This is a genomic window from Methylobacterium iners, from assembly GCF_022179305.1.
GTDB classification, from domain to species: Bacteria; Pseudomonadota; Alphaproteobacteria; order Rhizobiales; family Beijerinckiaceae; genus Methylobacterium; species Methylobacterium iners.
In genome coordinates this window covers 124,865-150,038 of record NZ_BPQP01000004.1, presented here as the reverse complement: position 1 = coordinate 150,038, position 25,174 = coordinate 124,865, and the positions used below count along the sequence as shown (strand labels likewise).

At 66.5% G+C, this 25,174-nt stretch carries 22 protein-coding genes and 1 tRNA gene; 12 read left to right on the top strand and 11 right to left on the bottom strand.

Features of this window, described 5'->3' with window-relative positions; genetic code table 11:
• Positions 1 to 615: 615 nt before the first annotated feature.
• Complete coding sequence (locus tag MFF55_RS01645) at positions 616 to 1,791, bottom strand: PGN_0703 family putative restriction endonuclease (protein ID WP_238242337.1); 1,176 nt, start codon at positions 1,789 to 1,791, stop codon at positions 616 to 618.
• Between the two features lie 569 nt (positions 1,792 to 2,360).
• Here MFF55_RS01645 and MFF55_RS01640 point away from each other — a divergent pair.
• Positions 2,361 to 2,600, top strand: a complete 240-nt coding sequence (locus MFF55_RS01640) for a DUF6894 family protein (RefSeq protein WP_238242336.1) — start codon at positions 2,361 to 2,363, stop codon at positions 2,598 to 2,600.
• 567 nt (positions 2,601 to 3,167) lie between these two features.
• On the opposite strand, the gene MFF55_RS01635 is transcribed toward MFF55_RS01640, so the two are convergent.
• Positions 3,168 to 3,806 carry a hypothetical protein gene (locus tag MFF55_RS01635; protein ID WP_238242335.1) on the bottom strand — a complete coding sequence of 213 codons (639 nt, stop codon included), beginning with the start codon at positions 3,804 to 3,806 and terminating at the stop codon, positions 3,168 to 3,170.
• Between the two features lie 485 nt (positions 3,807 to 4,291).
• Between MFF55_RS01635 and MFF55_RS01630 the strand changes: the two genes are divergently transcribed.
• Together MFF55_RS01630 and MFF55_RS01625 are read left to right on the top strand one after the other, a co-directional pair.
• The gene (locus MFF55_RS01630) at positions 4,292 to 4,984 is read left to right on the top strand and encodes a hypothetical protein (RefSeq protein ID WP_238242334.1); all 693 of its coding nucleotides are present in this window, start codon (positions 4,292 to 4,294) and stop codon (positions 4,982 to 4,984) included.
• 101 nt (positions 4,985 to 5,085) lie between these two features.
• Positions 5,086 to 6,264, top strand: coding sequence for a rolling circle replication-associated protein (locus MFF55_RS01625; protein ID WP_238242333.1), 1,179 nt, complete (start codon positions 5,086 to 5,088; stop codon positions 6,262 to 6,264).
• 135 nt (positions 6,265 to 6,399) lie between these two features.
• On the opposite strand, the gene MFF55_RS01620 is transcribed toward MFF55_RS01625, so the two are convergent.
• The 3 genes from MFF55_RS01620 to MFF55_RS01610 form a co-directional block, all read right to left on the bottom strand.
• The gene (locus MFF55_RS01620) at positions 6,400 to 7,644 is read right to left on the bottom strand and encodes a hypothetical protein (RefSeq protein WP_238242332.1); all 1,245 of its coding nucleotides are present in this window, start codon (positions 7,642 to 7,644) and stop codon (positions 6,400 to 6,402) included.
• Between the two features lie 1,310 nt (positions 7,645 to 8,954).
• Positions 8,955 to 10,841 (bottom strand): site-specific integrase, encoded by a 1,887-nt coding sequence (locus tag MFF55_RS01615; protein WP_238242331.1) that lies wholly within the window; start codon positions 10,839 to 10,841, stop codon positions 8,955 to 8,957.
• Positions 10,842 to 10,954: 113 nt separating this feature from the next.
• Positions 10,955 to 11,029 (bottom strand) — tRNA-Gln (locus MFF55_RS01610).
• Positions 11,030 to 11,115: 86 nt separating this feature from the next.
• Here MFF55_RS01610 and MFF55_RS01605 point away from each other — a divergent pair.
• From MFF55_RS01605 to MFF55_RS01595, 3 genes are all read left to right on the top strand, one after another.
• On the top strand, positions 11,116 to 11,865 hold the full coding sequence (locus tag MFF55_RS01605; RefSeq protein WP_238242330.1) for an SDR family oxidoreductase: 750 nt from the start codon (positions 11,116 to 11,118) through the stop codon (positions 11,863 to 11,865).
• A gap of 129 nt (positions 11,866 to 11,994) precedes the next feature.
• Positions 11,995 to 13,617 carry a peptide chain release factor 3 gene (locus MFF55_RS01600; RefSeq protein ID WP_238242329.1) on the top strand — a complete coding sequence of 541 codons (1,623 nt, stop codon included), beginning with the start codon at positions 11,995 to 11,997 and terminating at the stop codon, positions 13,615 to 13,617.
• Positions 13,618 to 13,801: 184 nt separating this feature from the next.
• Positions 13,802 to 14,593 carry a DUF2189 domain-containing protein gene (locus MFF55_RS01595; protein ID WP_238242328.1) on the top strand — a complete coding sequence of 264 codons (792 nt, stop codon included), beginning with the start codon at positions 13,802 to 13,804 and terminating at the stop codon, positions 14,591 to 14,593.
• 7 nt (positions 14,594 to 14,600) lie between these two features.
• On the opposite strand, the gene MFF55_RS01590 is transcribed toward MFF55_RS01595, so the two are convergent.
• Together MFF55_RS01590 and MFF55_RS01585 are read right to left on the bottom strand one after the other, a co-directional pair.
• Positions 14,601 to 15,053, bottom strand: a complete 453-nt coding sequence (locus MFF55_RS01590) for a response regulator (RefSeq protein WP_238242327.1) — start codon at positions 15,051 to 15,053, stop codon at positions 14,601 to 14,603.
• Positions 15,054 to 15,106: 53 nt separating this feature from the next.
• Positions 15,107 to 15,574: a BLUF domain-containing protein gene (locus MFF55_RS01585; RefSeq protein ID WP_238242326.1), complete on the bottom strand. Its 468-nt coding sequence runs from the start codon at positions 15,572 to 15,574 to the stop codon at positions 15,107 to 15,109.
• Positions 15,575 to 15,829: 255 nt separating this feature from the next.
• Here MFF55_RS01585 and MFF55_RS01580 point away from each other — a divergent pair, with 255 nt between their 5' ends.
• The 4 genes from MFF55_RS01580 to MFF55_RS01565 are packed head-to-tail and all read left to right on the top strand — an operon-like array spanning position 15,830 to position 21,345.
• Positions 15,830 to 17,218 carry a flagellar hook protein FlgE gene (locus MFF55_RS01580; protein WP_238242325.1) on the top strand — a complete coding sequence of 463 codons (1,389 nt, stop codon included), beginning with the start codon at positions 15,830 to 15,832 and terminating at the stop codon, positions 17,216 to 17,218.
• Positions 17,219 to 17,258: 40 nt separating this feature from the next.
• On the top strand, positions 17,259 to 19,142 hold the full coding sequence (flgK, locus tag MFF55_RS01575) for a flagellar hook-associated protein FlgK (RefSeq protein WP_238242324.1): 1,884 nt from the start codon (positions 17,259 to 17,261) through the stop codon (positions 19,140 to 19,142).
• Between the two features lie 5 nt (positions 19,143 to 19,147).
• Positions 19,148 to 20,989: a flagellin family protein gene (locus tag MFF55_RS01570; RefSeq protein WP_238242323.1), complete on the top strand. Its 1,842-nt coding sequence runs from the start codon at positions 19,148 to 19,150 to the stop codon at positions 20,987 to 20,989.
• Positions 20,990 to 21,027: 38 nt separating this feature from the next.
• Entirely contained in the window at positions 21,028 to 21,345 is a 318-nt protein-coding gene (locus tag MFF55_RS01565; RefSeq protein ID WP_238242322.1) for a porin, read from the top strand.
• A 53-nt stretch (positions 21,346 to 21,398) separates the two neighbouring features.
• Here MFF55_RS01565 and MFF55_RS01560 read toward each other — a convergent pair whose 3' ends face one another.
• The 3 genes from MFF55_RS01560 to MFF55_RS01550 are packed head-to-tail and all read right to left on the bottom strand — an operon-like array spanning position 21,399 to position 23,474.
• A complete protein-coding gene (locus MFF55_RS01560; protein WP_238242321.1) occupies positions 21,399 to 21,869 on the bottom strand; it encodes a hypothetical protein in 471 nt (156 codons plus the stop codon).
• Between the two features lies 1 nt (position 21,870).
• A complete protein-coding gene (locus tag MFF55_RS01555) occupies positions 21,871 to 22,284 on the bottom strand; it encodes a rod-binding protein (protein WP_238242320.1) in 414 nt (137 codons plus the stop codon).
• Between the two features lie 47 nt (positions 22,285 to 22,331).
• Positions 22,332 to 23,474, bottom strand: a complete 1,143-nt coding sequence (locus MFF55_RS01550) for a flagellar basal body P-ring protein FlgI (RefSeq protein WP_238242319.1) — start codon at positions 23,472 to 23,474, stop codon at positions 22,332 to 22,334.
• Between the two features lie 242 nt (positions 23,475 to 23,716).
• Between MFF55_RS01550 and MFF55_RS01545 the strand changes: the two genes are divergently transcribed.
• A complete protein-coding gene (locus MFF55_RS01545) occupies positions 23,717 to 24,148 on the top strand; it encodes a flagellar assembly protein FliX (protein WP_238242318.1) in 432 nt (143 codons plus the stop codon).
• Between the two features lie 94 nt (positions 24,149 to 24,242).
• Complete coding sequence (locus MFF55_RS01540) at positions 24,243 to 24,875, top strand: PRC-barrel domain-containing protein (RefSeq protein WP_238242317.1); 633 nt, start codon at positions 24,243 to 24,245, stop codon at positions 24,873 to 24,875.
• Positions 24,876 to 24,911: 36 nt separating this feature from the next.
• Here the strand turns inward: MFF55_RS01540 and MFF55_RS27045 are convergent, their stop codons facing one another.
• Entirely contained in the window at positions 24,912 to 25,172 is a 261-nt protein-coding gene (locus MFF55_RS27045) for a DUF6894 family protein (RefSeq protein ID WP_373874688.1), read from the bottom strand.
• Positions 25,173 to 25,174 lie beyond the last annotated feature (2 nt).

Here is a 25,174-nt window from a genome sequence, read left to right as displayed (position 1 = left end):
TCTTGACGCCGCGATCCTTCGGTCACGAGGTTGACCGGACGGCTGACCTTTTCATTTTTTACAGGCCTGGTGCTGCGGAGAGTGAGATCGAACTTCTGGGCATGCGCCGCCAGCAGCTTCGCGATCAACGCACGCGCGGGCGATAGGAGGCGATCCGTGTCGTGATGCAGCGTGCAAAGGAGATCGAGCGCGTCACGGAAAGACATAGAGAGCAGCACTGACCAGGCTGGCGAGGATGAGAGAGCTGAAGCCACCGAACCTGACCCTACCACCTACTCAGCTTTTGGACGCCGTCGCAGCCGTGTGTCCTCGTTTTGAGTTGGACGGCGGTCACAGATGCCAGGAGGCTGCTCCGCTCCGAAGGGACGGAGAAACGGAGCTTGCCCACGAAGAAACGGAGCGGTTGACGCCCCTAGGACCCATAAAATATTGAAAGTAAAGTGCTTCCCCTTCTGCTTGGGGAGGCTCGCGGGACTGGCCTTCCCACCTGCGCTGAGCGCTTTTGGACCTCCCGCGCAGAGGGTGCAGAGCGCGTCTCGCACACCGCCCGACGACTTGGATTGTATGCACCTTCAGGCTGACCTGGGGCAGCTAAGCCGCCTCAGGTCTGGTCGCTCATGAAGCGCGGCGGCGCCGTGGTGATCCGGAAGTCTTAGTTTCTGGTGCCATGAAGGCTGCAGGACTGATGTCGGCGCTTTCGTGCGAGGCGGGTGCGGACAGCGCGGGCATGGTCCCAGCCAAAGGCCGCTCGTCGCCATACAGAACGAAGCGGGCGACCCGCGCGTGGTCGCAGTACCGCGTCCAGAGCCGTTGAGCGAGGTCGGTGGCGCCGGCCTGCGCGATGGCCGCGATGACTGCCTCCAGCGTAATGTTCACGAAGCCGACAGTGGCGGGGCTGTTCGTGCCCGCCGGGTCAACCAGTTCGGTGCGATAGAGGGCAGCGACGGCTTGAGCCCGCCGGTTGAGCTTTGGGGCGATCAGAACGAACTGGCCGCGCGAGGCGAGGCCGTGACGCAGCATGAGGTCCGTCAAGACGTGCTCGCGGTGCAGCTGTTCGAAGCCGGCGCGAGCCAGGGTGAGGCTGCTGGCGTCCTTGTAGAGCCCGCTAGCCTGGGCCGCTTCGACATACCTTTCTCTCGGCGTCGCGGACGGGCCGGTTAGGCCCTCCACGAGCTTAACTTCGATCGTGATGACAGCGGCTTCGCCCTCCGGCGTGACGGCCTCGATGAGGGCGTCTACGGCGGTGCCGTCGCCAAACCAGGCGTCGTCGAATCTTCCCGGGCTGTGTTCTAACCTGATGCCTCGAACCTCATGGACGAAATCTGGCAGGAGCGAGCGCCAGACCTGAGTAGCGAGAGTGAGGTCGATGGCCATACCGGCCAAAAGGTTCACGGTCATGGCCTGGGAGGACAGAAGATGCCCCCACAGTCGCTCCTCGTTCCACAGGGCGCCGGGCTCACGGAAGAGAAGCGTCTGACGAGCGTGGTCGCGGATGGTGGGAGCGAGGAAGGTGGCGCCAGCGTGAGCAGCCTCCTGGCGCAGCAGCCAATTGGCTGGGCGACGGCGCGGTTTGTTCGCCGAATCGCGTGAGACGAAGGTGGCGGCTGGCAGCTGCTGGTCCTGCCTCCAGAGATGGGCCAGCATTCGGCATGAAGCAGCATGACGGTCGTCGGTAGCGACGAAGGTGTGGTGCCGGCGGCGGGTGGCCTCGTCGAGGAAGGGGGCATGTATGAGGGGCTGGGTAAAGGCTGATTCAGATTTCGCGATTGAGGACGAAGGGGGGTGGCTCATACCGTGGACCTCGGGCTGCGGGTGAGTGCAGACCAAGGTTCAGGGACAGCCCGACTTTCTTGCGAGGCCGGTGACGGACAAATGCGAAGACCCTAACGGACGACTTTCCGAGCGGCCACGGATCTGCATGCGGCGGCTGGTGTTTGACCGAACGGACAACTAGGAGAGGGAAGGACAGCTGATCTTGCGCTCTCGTCCCCAGCGATCCGGGGCGTTGGAGGAGCGTATGGAGGTGTCTACTGGCGGTGTGGCGGACCGGCGGTGCCGTCGAGGGAGTGCTCCGGCCGCGTCGTCCGTGCAGAGCCAACAGAAGCAAAAGATATAGCGTCGCCACACCAGCGGTTTCACTTGGTTTGTGAGCCTTCAGCACGAGCCTTTGACATTTGTGTCGTTCGCGTATTTGGGCGGGCGTGCTGCTATCCGCTTTGTAAATGTTAAAACGCAGCCCCTGCTAATGTAAGTGTGAGCGTCCAAACGTTGCTGTAGTTTACCGTCGTCGCGGCTCTGAGACAGGGCGTACCGCGCTTGAGAGATACTCGTGCTCCTGCCCTTGATGCGTGGAGAGCCTCGTGCCTTTTTACTTCTTCGACGTTCATGACGGCGGCTACCAGCGCGATGAAGAGGGTACCTATTGTACCGATTTGGAGTCGGCAGCTTTAGCGGCGAGGCGCCTTCTGCCTGCGATTGCCGCGAACGAGACAGTAATACAAGAAGATAGAAAGATAATTACTGTGCTTGTGACGGATGAAGAGGGGCGCGCCGTGTATTCTGCTGCGCTATCTCTTGTCGGGACTTGGCTCATCCGGTAGCCATAGCCCTTAATGAGCTTGTTGTTATGCGCCTATTGATCCTTCACCCCACACCAACTTTGGCCCCTCGCCCCAACCAGTGACGCGAACTACAAATTTGTTGTTGCGCTGGCGTTGGGCGCCGCCTAGCTTGCCGCGAGTCGCCTTGGCGCTAGCATATGTCTGTCGATCCTCCGGCTTCTGAGAGCGACCCTACAAGCAGCGCACGGCGCTACCGGGCACTCGTTCTCTACGAGAATGGGCGGATCCTGAAGACTGTTGAGTTCTCGGCCTGGGGCGAGGGTGCGGCGCTTGCCATAGCCAAGGGTATGGTGAACGAGCACGCCATCGAGCTATGGGACGGCCTGCGCTTCCTTGACCGGTTTGAGCCGCCGCGTGTCTAAAGTTTCGCCTCCCGCTTTGACGGCATCTGTCCCGGCAAGGGCATCCGGCGGGAGAGTTCTTTCAGAAGTATATGGTTGTATTTAGCCAGCACTAGGTGCTTCGCACAGGCTGCGCCACTTCTGTTATTGCGGCAGACATGAACCGCTTTGTAGAATTGGATCCGTGAGCCACGAAGAGGCGACCTCAGCTGTTGGCGAGCTTGTCGAGATCCTCTTGGATGATGCGCAGCTCACGCCAGGGCGAGGTATCCCGGAAGGCAGGGCCGGGTTCCTGCGTGGCGAGTAGGGCCAGCAGCTTGAGCTGGATGCCAGTAGGAGTGACGGTTGGTGTGGCGAGGAGCGTTGCAACTGCCTCACGAACAGCTTGGTTCAGGGCAGCCTCCCGTGCTTGAACACGCGAGAGCCCACAGACTTCTGAACCACGCTCCCAAGCCTCCTGCCGCTGCAGCAGAACCGCCTGCAGGCGAGAGCGGCGCCAGCCAGGGGGGACGTAGCGGATGATCGTCGCGACGTCGGCGGCGTAGCGGACAGGTTCGCCGGCTTGCCTCGGCAGCTGCACCCGGGGCAGCTCGAGCTCAGCTCGGAGCGACGTTTCGAGCCGGTCGCACTGGCGGACTACGCGCTGATGTTCAGTCTTGAGCCGTTGGAAGGTCTCGTGCAGCACCGGAATGATGTCAGGTGTGGCATCGGTCACGCCTGCCTCGGTCCGGCTCGGCTTTGCGCTGAAGAGTGGCACGCCAGCCAGGAGCGCGAGAAGCCGCCGACGACTCGGGTGCCGCTGAGCATGAGCTTCGGCTGGCAGTGTGGTGTCGGTGTGATTCATCGTAGGCTCGTCGCAGGGTCGCGACGAAGCTTCACAAACGCTGGTGCTTTGTTGCGGTCAGGCAGCGAAGGGGAGAGCCGTTTCGACTGTGGAGATGGCAGCAGCGCTGAGCGTGCCGCTGGGTGGACTGTTTGTTCAGCCGATGGAGGGCGCTGACCCACCGCAGGCGCTGAAGGGAGGACGGCGAAAGTTCTGAATGCGCACGCAAGTGTGCTAAGATTAGCAACCTGAGGTATATGCCTTGGTTCGGCCTTCGGTGCAGACGTGCTCGTTCGCTCAAGCTGAAGACTTGGGTGGGGGTAACGCGGCACAGATGCGTTTTCGTACCAGTGCCGGCAGCTTTCGCAGGTCCTCATGCTGGAGGTGCATGAGTCGGGAGGCGCGGCGCAGTTTTTCAAGCTTGGCAGCTGCAGATTCGGCGTGCTCGGCCCTATATTGCTCCGCAGGAGCAATTGGGGGTCGTCGACCCCGGTGAAGAGCCCTGCATGATCAGGGAGTTTGTCACCTTGTCCGACCAACAAAACAACCTATCGTCGCCCCCGTTGCCGATCCAGGCTGAGGCCGCCCGGCTACTTACGCAGGGGTGTTTCTGCCGAGCATGCGAGCCGTTCCACGAACAGCGTACCAAGCAGATTGACCCGGATTTCGCCGACTTGGTGGTCTCAGGACGGGAGGAGATGGCGCGCGCGGATGCCCGGCAGGCTGCAGAGCTTGAAGCGACTTCCGTGCAGGCGCGACACCTGCCGCGTGTCATGGACCTGCCCAGCGGGTTGGCCCGGGATGAGCTGCAGGCTCGGCTTGCCTACGCAGGCTTTCACCCAAGCTGCCCCCAGTACCGTGCCTTGGTGACGCTGCTGGCCGACAGCTCATTCTACAGTGCAGTCGCGCAGAGCCGGATCGGCAAGTTCGATCATACGGAGGCAGCACGCTCCGCGCCTCGGAAGCAGTCGACGAAAAGGGCGCGGCAGCCCCGGCATGTGCCCCCCGTCTGTAGCCTGATACCTCCGGAGAACCTCGTCATTCCGCCGGAGCAGATTGCGGCGGAGCGAGCTCGCGTCAAGCGGATGGCGTACCCGGACCATGTGGGTGCAGCCCGCAAAGCGGCACAGCAACGCGTCGGCGAGCAGATCGCGGCGGCGATGCTGGGGACGGACGAGCAGAAGGCCGACGAGGCGTGATGGCGTCGCAATCGCTTCGGTCGGTCGGCCGAAGTGTTCAACAGCGCATATCCCACCATTCATGGGGCCGCGTTCCGTGCGTGCCCGAACGGAGAACATTCATGCAGAAATTTCAGACGTTGCCGCTGTCCAACTTGTCGGTACGACCGTGGGCGGAACTGGAGGCCAAGGTCGCTGAGAACGCGGCGGCGAAGCGGGCGTTTGTCGAGAGCTGGCAACGAGTACTGAAGAAGGCGGGTGTTCGGGTACCCTCACTTGGTTCGATCAAGGTGATGCCCGTCGAGATGGACGATGAGGAGGATCCTCGTCGAGCCTTCTTTGACCGGGTCGAGGGGCTCGGGGAGAAGCTGCGATTCCTGCGGGAGCATGGGCTGGAACCCGAGGACATCGGCCGGCGGAACTGGGTCGGTGCAGGCAGCACGGCCCCGGAAGTGGCCCGCCACCAGGCGGTGTTCGGCCGGAACGCGCGCGAGCATGGCCGTGCGGTTGGTAGCTGGAATCTGACGGCAGCGTTGACGACGAAGCAGTTCCGGCAGGGCTACGAGGGGATCGCGCTGTCGAACTGCTTCGGCGGCGTGCTGAACACCTTCCTGTCGATTACGTGGTCAAGGGTAGGCATAACGGAGCCGGCGGCGGTGGCGGAGGCTCACCAGCGCTACCTGGAGCTGTTGCGGAAGGCGTGCCGGAAGCATGGGAAGCCCTACGGCCTCGTGTGGGTGATCGAGAACGGCCGCCGGCACGGTCTGCACAGTCACATTCTCATGGTGATGCCAAAGGCGGACAAGCAGTGGCTGCGGCGGCAGGTCGAGCTGGCCGTGCAGACGATCTCGGGCCGGAACGTGCACTGGCGTCTGGGCACCCGCGCGGCGCGGTTGCTGCACCGATGGGACCGTGACGTCACGGCGCAGTGGCGACTGTTTCAGTACATGATGAAAGGGCTGGTGGCACCGAAGGAGCGCCGGCTCATCGACCCGGAACGGTCCGCCGTGCCGCTGGCGGTGCAGAAGGCCGCAAGGCTGAAGTTGAAGTCACAAGGCTTGGTGACAACGAAACGGTTCGGCGTCAGCCGGAACCTGGATCGGAAGAACGTGGCGGCCATACGGGCGCAATACGGCATCACGCCTTCGGCACTGACTTGTGGCGAGACAGACCCGCACGTGTTGTTCTCGACGGAGTACCTTGACGCTTGGGACGAGGTAACTCGGCCGCAGCGGGAAGCAGCGGCGCGGGCTGAGCATGAACGGTTGCAGACGGAGCTACTGACCACGCTGTGCATCTGAGGAGGTGGCGCTCGCCGCTGACAAAAGCGGAGCTGCCCTGGAAGAAAACGGAGTGGCTCCGCGAAAAGATCAGCTCTGGTAGGGAGTTGCGGTTTGGGGTGGGACCGGCGGGACCGCTACAGCCGGGGGAAAGACTCAGGCGTTCAGGTCGATGCCGTGAAACTGACTCTTGACCCGCATGGCGTTGAGCGTGCTTTCGCCTGCGACCTGCGCGAGGGCGGCCTTGGCCCTGCGGCAGATCTCAGTGACGCTCGGTGAGGGGTTGCTGATGGACAGGAAGGTCCGATAGCTCGACACGATTAGCCTGAATTCTTCGCCGGTTGAACTGAGCAGGATACCTGCAACTTCCTCCTCCGAGATTTGGAGTATGGCGGCCTCGTCCTCTTCGCCCCACCCGTCGCGCTCGCCGACCCTCATCAGATGCTGCAGGGGGTTAACTGGCTCCTCGAAGGAGCGACGGCGCTCAGCCATGGCCGAGATGAACTCCGCGTCCCGGATGCGCCCGTGGTACTCGAAGTTACTGGGATCCCAGTAACTTGGGCCCTCTCGTTCCTTGGCCGCCAGGAAGAAGCCGATGAGGCCGGAGGCACGGTCTCCGTACCCCAGCTCGCGCAGCATGGAGACGACGCCGTCGAGGTTGGGAGGTTCGATGATGGCGACGTTGCGCTCCACGGCCTGTGTCAGGGCCGTAGCTAGTTCGTCCTCGTTCCGGGCAAAGGAGGATCGGTAGATTTCCCAGGCTCGGTGATAGTCTGCCCGCATGTCGCTGGTGCGAAGGCTATCGTTGACCTGCTTCGCCTCGACCTTCAACTGCTCCTCGTCGAAGAAGCCACGATCGACCGCGCTCAGGACGACCTCATCGAGGCCGTCGATATGGCTGATGCCGTAGTCTTGGATGATCACGTAGTGCGGGTCGACCTCGGATTTGTCGCCGTTCACCGACCGGACCGCTGCGGCCCAGGGATCGAAAGCGCGGATGGAACTCAAGCTGGGAGCCTTGTCGGGCTGGTACTTGGCGTAACAGGCGAGGGTCGCCGTATGAACGCACTGCTCCAGCACGCGCTCATCGAACTCCGACAGCAGCGGCTCGAGGCGAGCGCAGAAGCGTTCGGCCTTCTTGATGACGCGGATGTTGTCGAGTTTCAGCTTGATGCAGTCGGCGCGCAGCTTGTCGTGAAAGACCGTCCGGGCGTCGAGGGCGATGCCGGCGGCCTCCTCCGGTGACAGCTCGAAATCGATGACGACGTCGACGACCTTCTCGAGCTGTGCCTGGAAGTCGTCCCTGGCCTCGCCGACGAGCTTCTCGTCGTTCAGCAGGATCGCGACCTTGCAGCCCTTCTCGTCCTTCAGCTGGGAGGCCAGGCCGAGCACGTCCTTCATGGCGAGGCTGGACCCGGCACGTTCGAGGTCGTCCAGGCAGACGATGGTGTTCCTGACGAAAAGGTAGAGCGCCCGCTGCGCGAGCTGGGCGTAGCCGTTCGACTGCGGCAGGAGACTCGCGAGGAAGCCGCCTCTCTGCACACCCTGACGCAGCAGCGAGGTTGCGTTGTCGAGGCTCGTCGGCGACGGCTTCGCCTCGACGTCCTTAGTGCTGACCGTGTTCTCCGTGACGGAGTTCCGCAGGTCAGCTAGGGAGTTCCGACCGAAGAGGGAGATATAGGAGTACTTGTCGTAGCTGATGCGCTGTTCTTGCTGCGCCAGCTTGAGGAAGTGTCGCCACGCGTAGGTCTTGCCTACACCCCAGCGTCCCTTGATGCAGAGAATTTCGGGGTCGTTGGAGCCGAGAAAGCGGGAGATCTCGGCAGCAATGAGAGGCAGTGACATGCCGCAGGGTAGGCAGCTGGCTGCTACGATTCAATCTCGGCCTGGAGCCATGAGGGGGCAGGGGGACTGAGCGCCCCGTGACGGGTGGAGGCATGAACGGCCCCAGACGAACTCTCGCTGACCCTGTGCATCTGAAAGGCTGGTCGACGATGTCGTCAAAACGGAGTCACCTTCGCGAAAAACGGAACGGTGTTGCCAGATCTCGTGTGAGTGCAAGGCGTTGCGGGAGGGCGCCGGACCGCCGGATTGCAGGAAGGCGCCGGACTGCCAGACGGACCCAGGGACTGCGGGTCGGTCGGAGATCGGCGGCTGGCTATTCAGGGCTGGCAACGGGCGCCGTGGCGGGTCGTTCGGTTGTCCTCCTCACCGATCCCCTCTTTATGGAGGGGATCTTGGTATGAAGCGGCTCGGCGTTGCTCCTGACAGGGAGGCCCGAGGGGTTGTTGTGCCCGACAGGGCACAGCTTCGCCGGTGAGTGGCAGAAGCTGATGCTCGCGTCGGTCTCTCTGGGAGGCCGTCGGAGCTGGGGCCGGAAACGCAACCTTGTCACAGGTAAGCCGGGGTTGAGCGGTCGGCTTTTACACGTCGCTTCCCACCTTCCCGGTGGTCAACGCGGACGGACCCCACTCTCCGAACCCTTGGAGTGGGAAGTCGTCTGAGAGGGCTGGGGCGCTGGCCGTTCCTCTCTCCTGAGCAGCCCAGGTGACCGGGCTGCCCTTTTTATGCCGATGCCCTTCGGCGCTTGATCCGGCGGTCCCCGTCCCGCCTGGTTAGCGGTGGAGGCTCGGAGCCCGTAAGGGGCCTGGCGTGTGCACTGATATGGTGAAATGACGTTCGCGCGAGAAGCGCGACGTGATGAAGATCTACTAGCGTTTTCGGGTCGTCAGGTTTGAGCTGCGTGCTGCCCGTTTCTTTCGCGTGCTCGGGTGAGGCTTACGGCCTGGACCCGTAGTGACCTTCAGCCCTTTCGTCAGGGCTAGGGAAGTCACGTCGAAGTGGAGGTCGATGAGATTGATGGCATCCTGCAGCTGCAGGAGAGTCGATCCCTTCGTGTAGCGGCTGGTCTCGCCCTCTGTCGTATGGCCTGTAACGTGGTCGACCACGACGGGGTTAGCATCGGCTTGATGCATCAGTGTCGTAGCTGTGTGGCGCAGTGCGTGGAAATCCAGGCCGGACCGGTACAAACCCTGTTCCTGGCGGTAACGCGTGAACCACTTGGAGAATGCGTGACCGAGCCGGGCGTCAGCACCGCCGCGGGTAAGGTTTGAGAAGAGCAAAGCCTCGCCGGCCCGACGACAGGCCGTCACATGATCCAGCAGACCGAGGCGAACTAACTCCTTGTGGACCGGCACCCGGCGCACTGCGGTGGCGTTCTTGAGCTTGCGCGGAGGGCGCTCGTTGAGGTCGAAGAAGGTGATACCCTCTTCCTCTCTCACGTCTGCCACGTGCAGCTGACAGATCTCTTCCTGGCGCATACCTGAGAAGACGCCAATGAGCGGGATCCAATAATACTCGTCGCGAAGGATCAGCGAGCCCGGTTCCCCGCGCCGTACGTCCGACTTGCAGCCTGTCCAGACTGGCGTTGAGAGGAGCTGCCTCAGTTCAGACCGCAACCACATGGGGCGCTGGTCCTTGGCCCGCTTGGCTGCGGCGAAGCGGAAGCCGGCGAAGATGTTCTCCTTGACTGCGCCCGCAGAGATTGACGAGGACCAGAGTGCTGAGAGGGCGGAGAAGTGCCGCTTGACGGTGCGCTGGCTCAGACGCTTGACGGCCCGCGTCACGGCCTCGACCTCAGCCTTCTCTACAATCTGGGGCACGGTGAGACCACGGTACTGCACGGCCTTGCTGTAGTCGCAGGGCATCAGAGACACCTGCTTGCGGAACCGGTCAGCGTCAGGCCGCCCGTAAGCTGCGAGGGGTCGGTCACCGCAGGCCTCGATGAAGAGTCGGTAGGTGGCACTGGCCTGGTTCGCCGTCTGGGCATCCCAGGTTTTCGTGGAATGCTGGTCGCGGCGAAACTCTTGACCTACGACCGACAGCAACGGCCCGTCCAGTGATGCCGATGCCTGAACCTTGGATACTGCGGGGGTATCAGTGACCGGGGGCAGGGAGTCTGAGAACACAGTAATTGAGGGGATTGCTCCCGCGGCTGTGACGGACGTCACGTACTTCGGCGTGGCAGCAATCGGAGTCTGGAGGAGTTTGTCTCTCGGCTCGTAATTGAAGTTGCCGTCGTAGCGAGCCCGCAGCTGCTGCGCGAGGTCTATACCGGCGCGCAGGATGGCTTGCCTGATTTGGTTGTGTTCCCCCGGGCCCAGGCTCTCCGGCGTGATGCCCTGCCTCCGCAGGATCACACTGGTCGCCAACTCCACATCTTCAAACTGATTGCGCGCGAGTGCGCTGCGGTGCCGGTTAATGAGATCTTCGAGGAAGGCTACCTGGAAGGCATGGTCCTCCTCCTCCAGGGCACCCTCGAGGAGGCGTCGGTGGTCGTCGATGTCGAGGACGAGCGTGTAAAAGTCTTGGACGAGGCGCGCGAGCTGGTCTTGTGGCAGCATGGTTGAGGCAGCAACGAAGAGGCGTTCGGATTCGCGGTATAGCAGGTCGGCCCGAAGCTTGGCAGCTGAGCTGCATGTCGTGCCGAGAGAGCGGACGAGCTCGCGTCGCTGGAGGCGCGCACGCAGGTTGAGTGGGACGACCCGCCGGAAGTGGAAGATGCCGGCGCGGCGTGTGACATTGACGAGGCGTGCCATGCTGCTCCACGCCGCTCGACAACGGCGATTGTAGCAGCGAATTGTAACAACACGGCCGATCCGCTGCGGCGGACGACCCGGATGTGAGCACTATCAATGCTTTAGCGGGAAGTTGGCTGGGGCGCCAGGATTCGAACCTGGGAATGGCGGTACCAAAAACCGCTGCCTTACCACTTGGCGACGCCCCATCGCTTTAGGCCGGGCGTTGTCTAGACGCAGCGGTCCGGGCTTGGCAACAGGGGACCGGCATCGTCGGCTTGAGCGAGGTTGAGAAATGAGACGCAGCGCCGTCGTGACGGGAGCTGGCTCCGGCATCGGCCGGGCCGTGGCCCTCGGGCTCGCGGGAGCGGGCTACGATCTCGTGCTGGCCGGGCGCAGGCCTGACCCGCTGGAGGTCGTGGCGAGCGAGGCCCGTGCCCAGGGCGTCGAGGCGCACGCGGTCGCCGCCGACGTCGCCGATCCGCAGGCCGTCGAACGCCTGTTCGCGCGGGTGCACGAGACGTTCGGTCGGCTCGACTTCCTGTTCAACAATGCGGGCCTCTTTGCGCCATCGGTTCCAATCGACGAGCTCCCGCTCGCGCAATGGCGCGCCGTCGTCAACGTGAACCTCACGGGGGCCTTCCTGTGCACGCAAGGAGCGTTCCGGCTGATGAAGGCGCAGGAGCCGCGCGGCGGGCGCATCATCAACAACGGCTCGATCTCGGCCCACGCGCCCCGGCCGAACGCCGCCGCCTACACCGCGACGAAGCACGCGGTCACCGGCCTGACCAAAGCGACGATCCTCGACGGGCGCCCCCACGACATCGCCTGCGGCCAAATCGATATCGGCAATGCCGAGACGGAGATGACCCGGCCGATGGCGGCCGACATCCTGCAGGCGGACGGCTCGCGCCGGCCCGAGCCGCTCCTGGACCTGCGCCACGTGGTCGATGCCGTCCTCTACATGGCCGGCCTGCCGCTCGACGCCAACGTGCCCTTCCTCACCGTGATGGCAACGAAGATGCCCTTCATCGGCCGGGGTTAGGGCGCGGCTTTCGTCGGCGCCGCGGAACAGGGTAAGAGGGCGACGTCTCGGGTCCGGTGAACGCGCCGGCGCGCCGCGCCCGATCCATGCTCGAACCCGCCGACCCGGAATCGAAAGTCGCCCCCCGCGATGTTGATGCAGAACCCGACCGAAGCCGCCAATACCCGCCCGGCCGATCCGGTCGCGCGCCGGCGCACCTTCGCCATCATCTCCCACCCGGATGCCGGCAAGACGACGCTCACCGAGAAGCTGCTGCTGTTCGGCGGCGCCATCCAGCTTGCCGGCGAGGTCAAGGCCAAGCGCAACCGCGTCTCGACCCGCTCCGACTGGATGGGCATCGAGAAGGAGCGCGGCATCTCCGTCGTCACCTCGGTGATGACCTTCGAGTATGGCGACTGCGTCTTCAACCTGCTCGATACGCCGGGCCACGAGGACTTCTCGGAGGACACCTACCGGACGCTGACGGCCGTGGATTCGGCCGTGATGGTGATCGACGCGGCCAAGGGCATCGAGGCGCGCACGCGCAAGCTGTTCGAGGTCTGCCGGCTTCGGGACATTCCGATCGTCACCTTCGTGAACAAGCTCGACCGCGAGGCCCGCGATCCCTTCGAGCTGCTGGACGAGATCGAGAAGACCCTGGCGCTGGACGTCGCCCCGGTCACCTGGCCGATCGGGCGGGGCCGAAGCTTTGCGGGCACCTACGACCTCGGCAACGGCCGTGTCCGCCGCCTCGACGCGGCCGACGACGCCGGCACCGTCCCGGTCTCCGGCGTCGAGGACCCGCTCTTCGATCAGCTCCTCACCGAGGAGGGGGAGGCCGCGACATGGCGCGAGGAGGCGGAGCTCGCCGAGACCGGCCTCAAGCGCTTCGACCTCGACGCCTTCCGCGAGGGGCACCTCACGCCGGTTTTCTTCGGCTCGGCCTTGCGCAATTTCGGGGTGCGCGACCTCATCGACGGCTTGGCGCGCTTCGCGCCGCCGCCGCGGGGGCAGGATTCCGACAAGCGCCTCGTCGCGCCCACCGAGCCGCGCATGACCGGGTTCGTCTTCAAGATCCAGGCGAACATGGACCCGAACCACCGCGACCGCATCGCCTTCATGCGGGTCTGCTCGGGCAAGCTCTCGCGGGGCATGAAGGCGCGGCTCGTGCGCACCGGCAAGCCGATGTCGCTCTCGGCTCCGCAATTCTTCTTCGCGCAGGACCGCGCCATCGCCGACGAGGCCTTCGCCGGCGACGTGGTCGGCATCCCGAACCACGGCACGCTGCGCATCGGCGACACGCTGACCGAGGGCGAGGAGATCGTGTTCCGCGGAGTGCCGAGCTTCGCGCCCGAGATCCTGCGCCGGATCAAGCTCACCGACGCGATGAAGGCCAAGAAGCTGCGGGAGGCCCTGCAGCAGATGGGCGAGGAGGGCGTCGTCCAGGTCTTCAGGCCCCATGACGGCTCCCAGGCCATCGTCGGCGTCGTCGGCGCGCTGCAGCTCGACGTGCTGAAGGAGCGCCTCCAGGCCGAGTACGGGCTGCCGATCGACTACGAGCCGACGCGCTTCTCGATCTGCCGCTGGATCGAGGCGGATTCGGAGGCCGCGATCGACACGTTCATCGGCAGCCACGGCTCGGCGATGGCGAGCGACCTCGACGGCGCGCCCGTCTTCATGGCGACCACCGCCTTCTCGCTCCGCTACGAGGAGGATCGGGCGCCGGATCTGCGGTTCACGGATGTGAAGGATTACCAGAAGCGGGCAGCTTGACGGTATCACGCGAATATTGGCTCTCTCCCCTCTCAATTTCGCGCGATACGGCGGACTAGCACACGACATCTTGAGCGAACCGGCCTAGGATCACGTATTCGGCTCTCGATCTGCGCGTCCGCGCATGCGTATCAAGGCCCGGTCTCTGCGTCGCGAGCCTCGTTCCTGATGGAAGGTACGAGCGATGACGACAGTTCAGGCGATCTTCCCCGGCCGCGTCGCGGACCGGCTCCGCGTCCGCGACATCGGCGCCGACGACTTCAAGACGGCGTTCCGGCTCGGCTTCGAGGATTTCCTCGCGATGCCGACCCATGTCGTCTTCATCAGCCTTCTCTATCCGCTGGTCGGGGTGTTCGTGGCGCTCCTCGCCTTCGGCGCGAACGTCATCCCGATGCTCTTCCCCCTCGCCGCGGGCTTCGCGCTGCTGGGACCCTTCCTGGCGGTCGGTCTCTACGAGCTCAGCCGCCGGCGGGCGCGCGGCCTCGAGACGGGCTGGAACCATGCCTTCGCGAGCCTGCGCAGACCGGCGGCGGGCGCGCTGGCCGTGGTCGGCCTCGTGCTCGCGGTGATCTTCCTGTCCTGGCTCGTCGCCGCGCAGGGCCTCTACTGGGCGCTCTACGGCGCCTATGCGCCCGCGACCTTCCTCGGCTTCGCGCAGGAGGTGCTCACTACGCCCAGGGGCTGGGCGCTCATCCTGCTCGGCAACCTCGTCGGCTTCGCCTTCTCGCTGCTCGCGCTGTCCGTCAGCATCGTCTCGGTGCCGCTGCTAGTCGACCGGGAGGCGGACGCGCTGACCGCAATCGAGACCTCGATCGCGGCCTTCCGGCAGAACCCGCGCACCCTGACGCTCTGGGGCTTCGTCGTGGCCGGGATGCTGGTGCTCGGCTCGCTGCCGCTCTTCGTGGGGCTCGCGGTCGTCATGCCGATCCTCGGCCACGCGACCTGGCACCTCTACGAGCGGATCGTGGCCGACTGAGCAGGGCTCAGAACTTCCCCAGCATCGGGAAATCCACGGTCAGGGTCGATTCGGCGGCGAGCGGCGCCTCGCGACGGCGCGGCTTGCGGTTGATCACCTGCTTGAGCTTGCCCTTCAGCACCGCCATGTCGAACGGCTTGAGGATGAAGGCGTCGGCACCGGCCTGGTGCGCCATGTTGATGTCCTCGAACTCGAAGGACGCCTCGGTGAGGATGAAGGGCGTGTTCATCAGCGCGTCGTCGCCGCGGATCTCGCGCAGCAGCGCGAGCCCGTCCATCGGCTCCATGTCGAGGTCGGAGATCACGAGGGCGTACTTGCGCTGGCGAAGCCGCTCCAGCGCCTCGAACCCGTCGGTCACGCCCTCGACGTCCGGAAAGCCGAGCCGGTTCATCAACAGGACGACGAGCTTCAGGAGCTTCTCCTGGTCGTCGACGATGAGGATCGGGGGCGTCTCGCTCATGGCGTTCAAGGACTCAAGGTCGCGGCGGTGACATCACGGTCCGGGCTTAAGGTTCAGACGAAGAGATGGTCGATGCCCTGCTTCGACATGGATTCGGCCTGGAGCGCCCCGGCCAGGGCATGGATCGTAGCGGCCCGGGGCGTGCCGCGCTGGAACATCGGCATCAGGTTGGCCTTCTGGAACAGGGCGTCGTTGGCCGCGCTGCGGATGCCCGTCGCGAACGAGTTCACGAATTCCCGCTTCACGATCTCGCGCCACTCGACGATCTGGACGTCGCGGTGACGGGTGTCGTTGCTGATCCGCGCGAAGGTCTCGTTGACCGACATCCGCTCGCCCTCGATGACCTGCGCGGCGAAGTTCTGCTCCACGACGAGGAAGCTCGTGATCACCGAGAACTCGTTCTTTTTCTGAGCCTGCCGGGTGATCTCGCCGAGCTGGCGCGCGCGGGTGGGCGCATCCGCGGCGAGGTTGAGCCGCGAGAAGTAGATCAGGTGGACGAGCGTCGTCCGTTTGTTCTTCATGTCAGCGTTCCGAGCCGGCCCAGACCCTATCCTAGCCGCAACGAGCATAACGGCGCGTAAACGCGGGACGCCCGGGGATGCCTAGGCAAATCCTGCCGGCCGGTCGATGCCGACGCGCCGGTTCTGCCGAGCGCCGGTTGCCCGAACCCTTCGAAATCAAGGGCTTAGCCTTGGCGCGGCGCTTGCAGAACCCGTCGCGAAGCGGGCCCCGGCAGGGCCGGCCGCACCCGCGGCGTTGCGAATGGAGTTTGGATCATGGATGTCTTCAGCGCGATGCAGACGGCCGTCTCCGGCCTGAAGGCGCAATCCTTCTCGCTCGAGAACATCTCGGGCAACATCGCGAACTCGCAGACCACGGGCTACAAGCGCGTCGATACGAGCTTCGTCGACCTGGTCGCCGAGCAGACGCTCGGGCGCCAGGTCGCCGGGTCCGTCGCGGCGAACTCCCGCTTCACCACGACGATCCAGGGCGGCCTGGCCGCGACCAGCATCGGCACGAACATGGCGCTGAACGGTGACGGCTTCTTCGTCGTCCAGCGCAGGACTGGGGACGCGAACGGGCAGACCGGCTTCGCGCCGGGCAGCATCTACACGCGCCGGGGCGATTTCGCCCTCGACAAGGACGGCTACCTCGTCAACGGCGGAGGCGCCTACCTCACCGGCACCACCCTCGACCCGAGCACGGGGCAGGCGAGGGGGCAGGGACCGATCCAGATTTCGAACTCGATCCTGCCCGCTCGTGCGACCTCGACCATCACCTACTCGGCGAACCTGCCGCGGTCGCCTGCCACGAGCAATGCCAGCACGACGAGCGCAGGCTCCGAGTTGCTCGGCGCCCTGGCCTCCGGCGCCAACCCGGCGATCCTGACCCCCACCGGCGCCTCGACGGTGTCCGTCGCCGACGCACCGAGCTTCATCAACCAGACCATCGAGGGCCCGTCGCTCACCGCCTACACGGATAGCGGCGCGCCGGTGACGGTCCAGACCCGATGGGGCAAGGTCCAGAACGGCGATGTCGGGGCGGGCCTGAACGACGTCTGGAACCTGTTCTACGCCACGGACAGCAGCGTTGCGGGCAACGAATCCGGTTGGACGAACGCCGGCACGTCCTTCTCGTTCAATGGCAGCGGTCAGCTCATCGCGCCGGCGGGGAACTCGGTGACCATCCCCGCCCTGACGATCGACGGCACGAATCTCGGCAACATCACCCTTCAGTACGGCAGCGGCGGCCTCACCCAATACAACGCCTCGAGCGGCCGGACGACGACCAACACCCTCCAGCAGGACGGCTACGCCTCGGGGACCCTGATCGGCACCTCGGTGACCTCCGACGGCAAGATCTCTGGCACGTACACGAACGGCAACACGATCGAGCTCGCCAATATCAGCGTCGTCCAGTTCGCGAACGACGATGGGCTGAAAGCCGATTCGGGCGGCAATTACGAGCAGACCCTCGAATCCGGCGAGCCCCTCCTGGGCCTGCGGGGGACGACCGTCCTGGGCGGCAACGTGGAGCAGTCGAATACGGATATTGCCAGCGAGTTTTCTAAGATGATCGTAACCCAGCAGGCCTATTCTGCGAACACGAAGGTGATCTCGACGGCGCAGGACATGATGTCCGCCCTCATGAACATCATCCGCTGATGCGTCGCCTGAACGACGGATGTGATGAGGGAGGGGTGAGGTGAGCTTCAACGCACTCAACACCGCGACCGCCGGTCTGCGCGTGACGCAGGCCTCGATCGGCGTCGTCTCGCAGAACATCGCCAATGTCGGCACGACGGGCTACGTCAAGCGCACGCTGACCTCCGTCGCGGGCGGGATCGGCAATGCCGGCGTCGCGACCGGCACGATCGGGCGGGCGCTCGACGCGGCGTCCCTCAAGCAGCTCCGCCTCGAGACGTCGGGCGCCGCCTATACGTCGGGCATCGCCGATCTTCGGTCGCAGCTCGACAAGCTCTTCGGCACGCCCGGCTCCTCGACCGCCCTCGACGGTGCGGTCAACAATTTCGCGCTCTCGCTCCAGGAACTTGCCGCCGATCCGACCTCGCCGCCGGCCCGCTCGACTGTCGTCGACCGCGCAGCCGCGCTCGCCGCGAAGATCACCGACATCGCGGAGGGCGTACAGGACCTGCGCAGTGCCGCCGAGGCACAGCTGTCCAACGACACCATCGAGGCGAACGGCTTCCTCTCCTCAATCGCCGACCTGAACGCCAAGGTCGCGGCGACGACCGACCCCGCCACGCGGGCCAACCTTCTCGATCAGCGCGACCAGAAGCTGACCGGCCTCTCGGCCTTCCTCGACATCCAGACCGTGCCGCAGAAGGATGGCTCTGTGAGCGTCCTGACCGGATCGGGCGTGACGCTCGTCGAGCGCAACATCGTGACCGCCCTCAGTTTCGATGGCCGCAGCACGCTCTCGCCCGACGCGGCCTACACGACCGATCCGACCACCCGAGGCGTCGGCACCATCACGGCGACGACGCCGGGGGGCGCCAAGATCGACCTGATCGCCTCGAACGCGATCCGGTCCGGCTCGCTCGCCGCCGGGATCGAGCTGCGCGACACCATCCTGCCCCAGGCGCAGCGCCAGCTCGACGATCTCGCCGCAGGCGTCGCGCGCTCGGTGTCCGACCGGCAGGAGGCGGTCGCGGCGACCGGCGGAAGCCTGGCCCTCGATCTCACCGGCCTGAAGCCCGGCAACGCCATCACCGTCGCGCTCAGGACGCCGGATGGGGCGACGCGAAACCTGATCCTCGTTCCGACATCGGGCGACCCGAGCGCCGCCATCGATCCGGCGCAGACGAACGACGCCAATGCCTTCGCGCAATCCTTCGACATCTCCGGCGGGCCTTCCACCTACGGCGCCAGGATCGCCGAGGCGATCACCGCCCTGAGCGCGCGCCTCGGCGGCACCCAGCCGGTCCCCGACATCACGGCGTCGGGCGGGGCCGCTGCCGTGACCTTCGCCAGTCCCGGAAACTGGGAGGTTCTGGGTGCCTCGGCCGGCATCACCGTGCCGAACGCGCCCGAGGATACGAGCGCGCAGGGCGTGCCCCAGATGGCCCTGTTCATCGATGGGAACGGGAGCGGCAGCCTCTTCACCGGGTCGTTCGACCCTGGCTCGCAGCTGACGGGCTTCGCGCAGCGCATCACGGTCAATCCCGCCGTCGTCGCGAAAACCTCGAGCCTCGTGAACTTCACGACCTCGCCGCAGACCGGCGACACCACGCGCCCGGACTTCCTGTACGATGCCCTGACGAAGACCAACCTGACCTTCTCCGCGGCGAGCGGGATCGGGGGTGTCAGGGCGCCGTTCAGCGACAGCGTGCAGGGTTTCACCCAGCGCATCATCGACGCGCAGGGGGCAGGGGCCGCGAGCGCCCAGGACCTCGACGAGGGTCAGCGCATCGCCCTCTCCACCGCTCAGGGCCGCTTCGCCTCCGAGTCGGGCGTCAGCATCGACGAGGAGATGTCGAACCTGATCCAGCTCCAGACCGCCTACAACGCCAACGCCCGGGTGCTGACCGCAGCGCGCGACATGCTCGACACCCTCATGCGGATCTGACGCCGATGTACATCAAGCCCTTTGCCGCCGGCACCTACGTCTCCGATCGCAACACCAGCAACCTGCTAGCGCTCAAGAGCCGGCTCGACACGCTCTCGACGCAGCTCGCCACCCAGCAGGCCTCCGACAGCTACGGCGGCCTCGGCTCCGCGCGCACGACCAGCCTCTCGGCGCACGCGACCCTGTCCGCCCTCGACGGCTACGATTCCGCCATCGACGGAGCGACCACCCGCGTCAACCTCTCGGCGGCGAGCATCACCCAGGTTTCCAGCCTGGGCGACCAGGTCCGCTCGTCGCTTGCCTCGTCGGGCACCTTCGGCACGGCCGGGGCGGTCGACACCTCGATCAAGATCGCCCAGAGCAATCTCGACGCGGCCCTCGACGCCCTCAACCAGCAATCGGCCGGCCGCTACCTCTTCGGCGGCCGCGAGACCGATGCCGCGCCCGTGGCGACGAGCGACGCCATCCTCAACGGCAATCCGGGCCTCGGCATCGACGGTCTGAAGAATGTGATCGCGGAGCGTAAGGGCGCTAACGGCACCGCCGCGCCGGCCAAGGGCAACCTGACCGTCGGTTCCCCGAGCGCGGGCGTCGTCTCTCTCTCCGAGGCGCCGAACGCGGCGGCGCCGGCTCCCAGCACCAGCGACACGGGCGCCGCGAATCGCGCCAATTTCGGCTTCATCCTCGGCTCGGCGACGAGTTCCCGGCCCTCGGCGATCCAGGCGGCGGTGACGCCGGCCGTAGCGCCGGATGTAGCGCTCAGCTTTCCGCCCCCGCCGGCGCCGCAACCTCAGGACGGCGACATCATCCGCGTCACGGTCAACCAGCCGGACGGCAGCCAGAAGCTCGTCGACTACACCGCCCGCACGACGCCGACCGGCCCCAACGAGTTCGCCGCCGGAGCGACGGCCGCTGTCAGCCTCGCTGGAAAACTGACCGGCCAGAAGGTCGCCGGAGCCCAGAGCGCGAGCCCACCCGGCGTCATCGTGAACTTCTCCGGCGGAGCGCCGGCGCGCGCCTCCTTCACGGTCTCCGCCCCTCCCACTGACGGTGATACGGTCACTGTGACCCTCGGTCTGCGCGATGGCACCTCGACCACGATCACGCTGACCGCAAAGGCATCGGGAACAGCCTCCGCCGGCCAGTTCCTGATCAACTCGGATCCGGCCGTGACTGCCACGAACCTGCAGAACGCCCTCTCGGCCTCCCTTGACGCGAGCGCCTCCACGACGCTTGCCGCGGCCTCGTCGGTCGTGGCGTCGCAGGATTTCTTCGCTGGATCGAAGCAGGTGGCTTTCGCGCCGCGCCGCGTCGACGCGACGAATGGCGGCTTCCTCTCCGAACCGGCGTCGGGTCCGAAGACCATGATCTGGTACACGGGCGACGACACGTCGACCGATCCGCGCAAGACCGCAACGGTTCAGGTCAACGCCAACGTCAAGGTCGGCATCGGCGCCCAGGCCAACGAGGCTCCGATCCAGACCGTCCTCGCCGGGATCGCGGCATTGGCCGCGGAGAGCTTCACGGACCCGGCCGCCGGCACCGCTGAGAACGCGCGCTACCAGGCGCTCGCCGAGCGCTCGCGCTCGATCCTGGTCCCCGACGGGACGGCCAACAGCATCGAGGGCATGGCCAGCGACCTCAGCCTCGCCTCGAAGAACATGCAGGACGCCAAGGCGCAGAACCGATCCGCGCGGGCGGCGCTCGAGGACACCCTCGGGGGGATCGATTCCATCGACACCAACGAGGTAACGGTCCAGCTCCTGTCCTTGCAGACCCAGCTACAGGCCAGCTACCAGGTCACCTCGATCCTCTCGAAGCTCTCGCTGGTGAACTACCTCAGCTGAGCTTGACCACGGTCGCCGACCGATCAAGTCTGGCGGCCATGGCGCTCCGATGGCTTCCTTGTCTGGCCCTGGCTCTCGTCGCGGCGTTCCCCGCCGCGGCCCGTGAACGGGCGGAGCCCGCGACGCAGGCGGCGCGGCCGTGCCCGACTCAAGGGCCGGGCTTCATCCGGATTCCGGGAAGCGACACCTGCATCCGCTTGGGCGGCCGGATCGTGAGCGGGATCGAGGCACGCATCGACCGCCGTGCCGCGGTGGCGAGACCTGTCACGGACGGGCGATTCCAGATCGATGCACGCACGCAGACGGATCTCGGGCCCGTGCGCACCTTCGTGCGGATCGGCTCGGGGCGACGCTGACCCGTCGGCAGCGCCCCGCTTTCAGCCCGGTCGACGTGGGGGGACGCGGCGGGTCACAGGCTGCGTGACAGGATCAGCGGCTGCGAACCGGCCGCGCCCGGGCGGCCATAGGGGGAGGGCGTCGTCGCCGGCACGCCGTAGAGGGTCGGGGTGCGCGAACGGCTCACCTCGTCGGCCAGCGTCTTGACCAGGCTCTCGGACACCGAGCGGGCCGTCGCGAGGACCATCTGGTTCGCCTCCACGACGCCCGCGAAGCGGCGATGCGCAACCTTGAGCCCCTCGATCGCGTCGGGCGCGAAGCGGGCAAGGGCGATGGCATTCGCCTTGGAGGCCTCCAGGCCCTGGATGTAGGCGGCGGCCAGCGCGCTCTTGCGATCGGCCTGCGCGAGGCCCTCGCGCATCCGCCCTGCGCGGACCTGTGCGCTCTCCTCGGCCAGGACCGCCTCCAGCGCCTGCATCGTGTCCATCACGCCGGCGATCAGGGTCTGCGCGCCGGCGCGGTCAATGACGCGGGGCGATTTCATTTCAGATCCGGGCTGCATCGCCGGCCTCCTGCATCTTCATCATCTCGCGGTAGATCTGGTCCGAGATGCCGACGCCGCCGCTCTTCACGATCTGGCCGGCATATTCCTTGGTGAGCATCGAGCGGTAGACGCCGCCCCCGGTGCCGTTCTCGCCGAGCGGACCGTCCGTTCCGTCGGAAGAGGTCAGGCGGTCGAGGCTCTGCTCCAGGAACATCTTCTCGAACTCGGTCGAGGCCTTGCGCGCCTTGGCCTCGGCGGCCGACCTGACGTCCAGGGACTTCGCGTCAGCAGTCTTGGCACCCGGGGCCTTGGCCTCGGCGGCCTTGGCCTTGGCGACGACGTCGGCGACCTGGCCGACGATGGCCTTGCCCACGCCCATGGCAACGGAGGCGGCAAGCGGAGCGAGTTGCAGCATGGCGGTCACCTCATCGCGGGCGGGTGGGGGCGGGGCGGCGCATCGGCTCACATCACCTCGATGTCGGCCTGCAGGGCGCCGGCCGCCTTGATGGCCTGGAGGATCGAGATCAGGTCGCGCGGGCCGATGCCGAGCGCGTTGAGCCCGTCGACGAGCTCGCGCAGGGTCACGCCCTCCTTGACGAGCGCCAGCTTGTTGCCGTCCCCCGTGTCGACCCGGACGCCGGTGCGCGGCACGACGACGGTCTGGCCCTGGCTGAGCGCGTTGGGCTGGCTCACCTGCGGCTGCTCGGTGATCGTGACGGTGAGGTTTCCCTGCGCGATCGCGACCGTCGAGACGCGCACGTCGCGGCCCATCACGATGATGCCGGAGCGCTCGTCCACGACGACGCGGGCCGTCTGATCGGGCTCGACCTTGAGCTGCTCGATCTCGGTCACGAGGCGGATCATGTTGCCCGCGTACTTGGCCGGGATCTGGATGGTGACCGTGGCCGGGTCGGTCGGCTCGGCGGTGTCGGCGGCCATGAAGTCGTTGATGGCGGCCGCGATGCGCTTCGACGTCGTGAAGTCCGGGTTGCGCAGCGAGAGGCGAAGCGAGCGCATGTCGTTCATCTTGAACGCCATCTCGCGCTCGATCATGGCGCCGTTCGGCACGCGGCCGTTCGTCGGCACGCCGCGGGTGATCGACGCGGCCTCGCCTCCGGCGGAGAAGCCTGCGATGGCAACGGACCCTTGCGCCAGCGCGTAGACCTCGCCGTCGGCGCCGAGCAGCGGCGTCACCAGCAGGGTGCCGCCCTGGAGCGACTTGGCGTCGCCGAGGGAGGAGACCGTGATGTCGATGCGGTTGCCCTGCGTGCCGAAGGGCGGCAGGCTCGCCGTCACCATCACGGCGGCGAGGTTCTGCGTGCGCATGGTGGCGCCGCGGGTGTTGACGCCGAGCCGCTCCAGCATCGCCTGCAGGGACTGGCGAGTGAAGGGGATGTTGTTCAGCGTGTCGCCGGTGCCGTTGAGGCCCACCACGATGCCGTAGCCGACGAGCTGGTTCTGGCGGACGCCCTCGATGCTCGCAAGGTCCTTCACCCGCGACAGGGCGGCGGCGGGGCCCTGCGCCAGGAGCAGGAGCGCCAGCACCCCGCCGAGGAGGCGGAGGAGACCGGAAGGGCGGGGCTGGCCGGCTGTCTGGACTCGCATGTCGCGTTTCGGCTGGAGGACGGGTTCGCCCCCTCCTTCTGCCAGGACCATGCCAACCGCTCCCTCAATCCAAGTGCTTGCATTTGAAGGATTTCCTCTCGGCGCGCAGAGCCGGACGGGCCGCAGGGGGCCGGTCCAAACTGCCGACCCGGCAGGATCTGCCCGGCCGTTTACGCCGGGTTAACCAAGCGGGCCGAGTCTGTGGCGGCCGGGACGAATGCCTGGGAGGGGTCCTGCAGATCATGCGCGTCGGTCACAGCCTTATCGCCCAAGCCGCAGGCTCCGCCGCCCCCGCGCGTCGGCCGGAAGGCGCGCGAGCCTTCACGCTGGACGCGCAGCCCCAGGCGACCGCCGCCGGCGGCGCAGCGCCCGCGGCGCCGATGGCCGGGCTCGACGCCATCCTCACCCTTCAGAGCAACGCGGACACGCCCGGCGAGCGCCGCCGACGCTCCGTGCGGCGCGGGCACGACCTGCTCGACGGGCTCGACCGGCTCAAGGCGTCGCTGCTGTCGGGCCGCGTCTCCACCTACGAATTGCGGACGATCGCCGGCCGCCTCGCGGAGCGGGCCGGCGAGAGCGGCGACCCGCGCCTCGACGGGGTGCTGGCGGATATCGAGCTGCGCGCCGCCGTCGAGCTCGCCAAGCTTCAGGCGCAGCAGCCCCGCGCGGCCTGACCGGCCGCGAAGGCCGTCGCCGGCCGGTGAACTCGCAGGCGCTCCCGACCGTTCTCCCGGCGAAGGTCCGCTCGCGTGACCTCAGGAGAACCCCATGCCCAGCCCCATGATCCGCGCGAGCCTGCTTGCCGTCCTCCTCGGCGCAGGGACCGCCGTCGCGCAGACGGCGCCCGATGCCAAGCCGGCGGCGGCACAGCCCGGCGACCGGCTGCTGGCCGAGATGCCGGCGGGCGGGCTGCGCGCCTCGAAGCTCGTCGGCGTCGAAGTGGTCGGGATGGATCACGTGCGGATCGGGCGCACCGAGGAGGTGATCCTCGACGGTCAGGGCCGCGTGGCGGCCGTGGTGGTCGGCGTCGGCGGCTTCCTCGGCATCGGCGAGAAGGCGGTCGCGATCCCCTTCGATCAGATCGCCTGGAACACGGGGGAGGGCGCGGGGCCGCGCTCGAGCACGACGCCCGGACAGGCGCCGAGTGCCGCCGCGGCGGCCAGCGCGGGACCCGACACGATGCCGGGCGCGAAGGTGAGCGACAACGTCTTCAACGTCATCGAGGAGCGGCGCAGCGGCACCGTCACGGAGGAGACGGGCTCCGTCGCCGCCCCCTCGCAGCCCCGCGGGACGGCCACGGTTCCGGCCGGCGGCACCTCCGCGACGCCGGTGCGCGCCGAGATCCGGTTCACGCGCGCGGCCCTCGAGGCGGCGCCCGCCTTCCGCTACCAGCGCGACTAGGGTCCGGAACAGGGCCGAGGCGCGAGGGCGCCGTCTTCACGCGCCGTCTTCCGTCTCGCGGACGGTGTCGGCGAACGGCACCGGGAGGAGGGGCCGGCCGTCGGCTCCCATGATCTCGAAGGAGCACACGAACCAGTCCCGCACGCCGTGCGACCGCGTTCGCGAAATCAGGTCGCGCGCCGATCGCAACGCCTGCGCGCGCGCAGCGCCGAGGTCGGCGAGTTCGTCGCCCTCCAGATCCTCGGCCAGCCCGCGCGGGCCCGGCTTGTGCCGCAGGTTGAAGTAGTAGCGCGGCATAA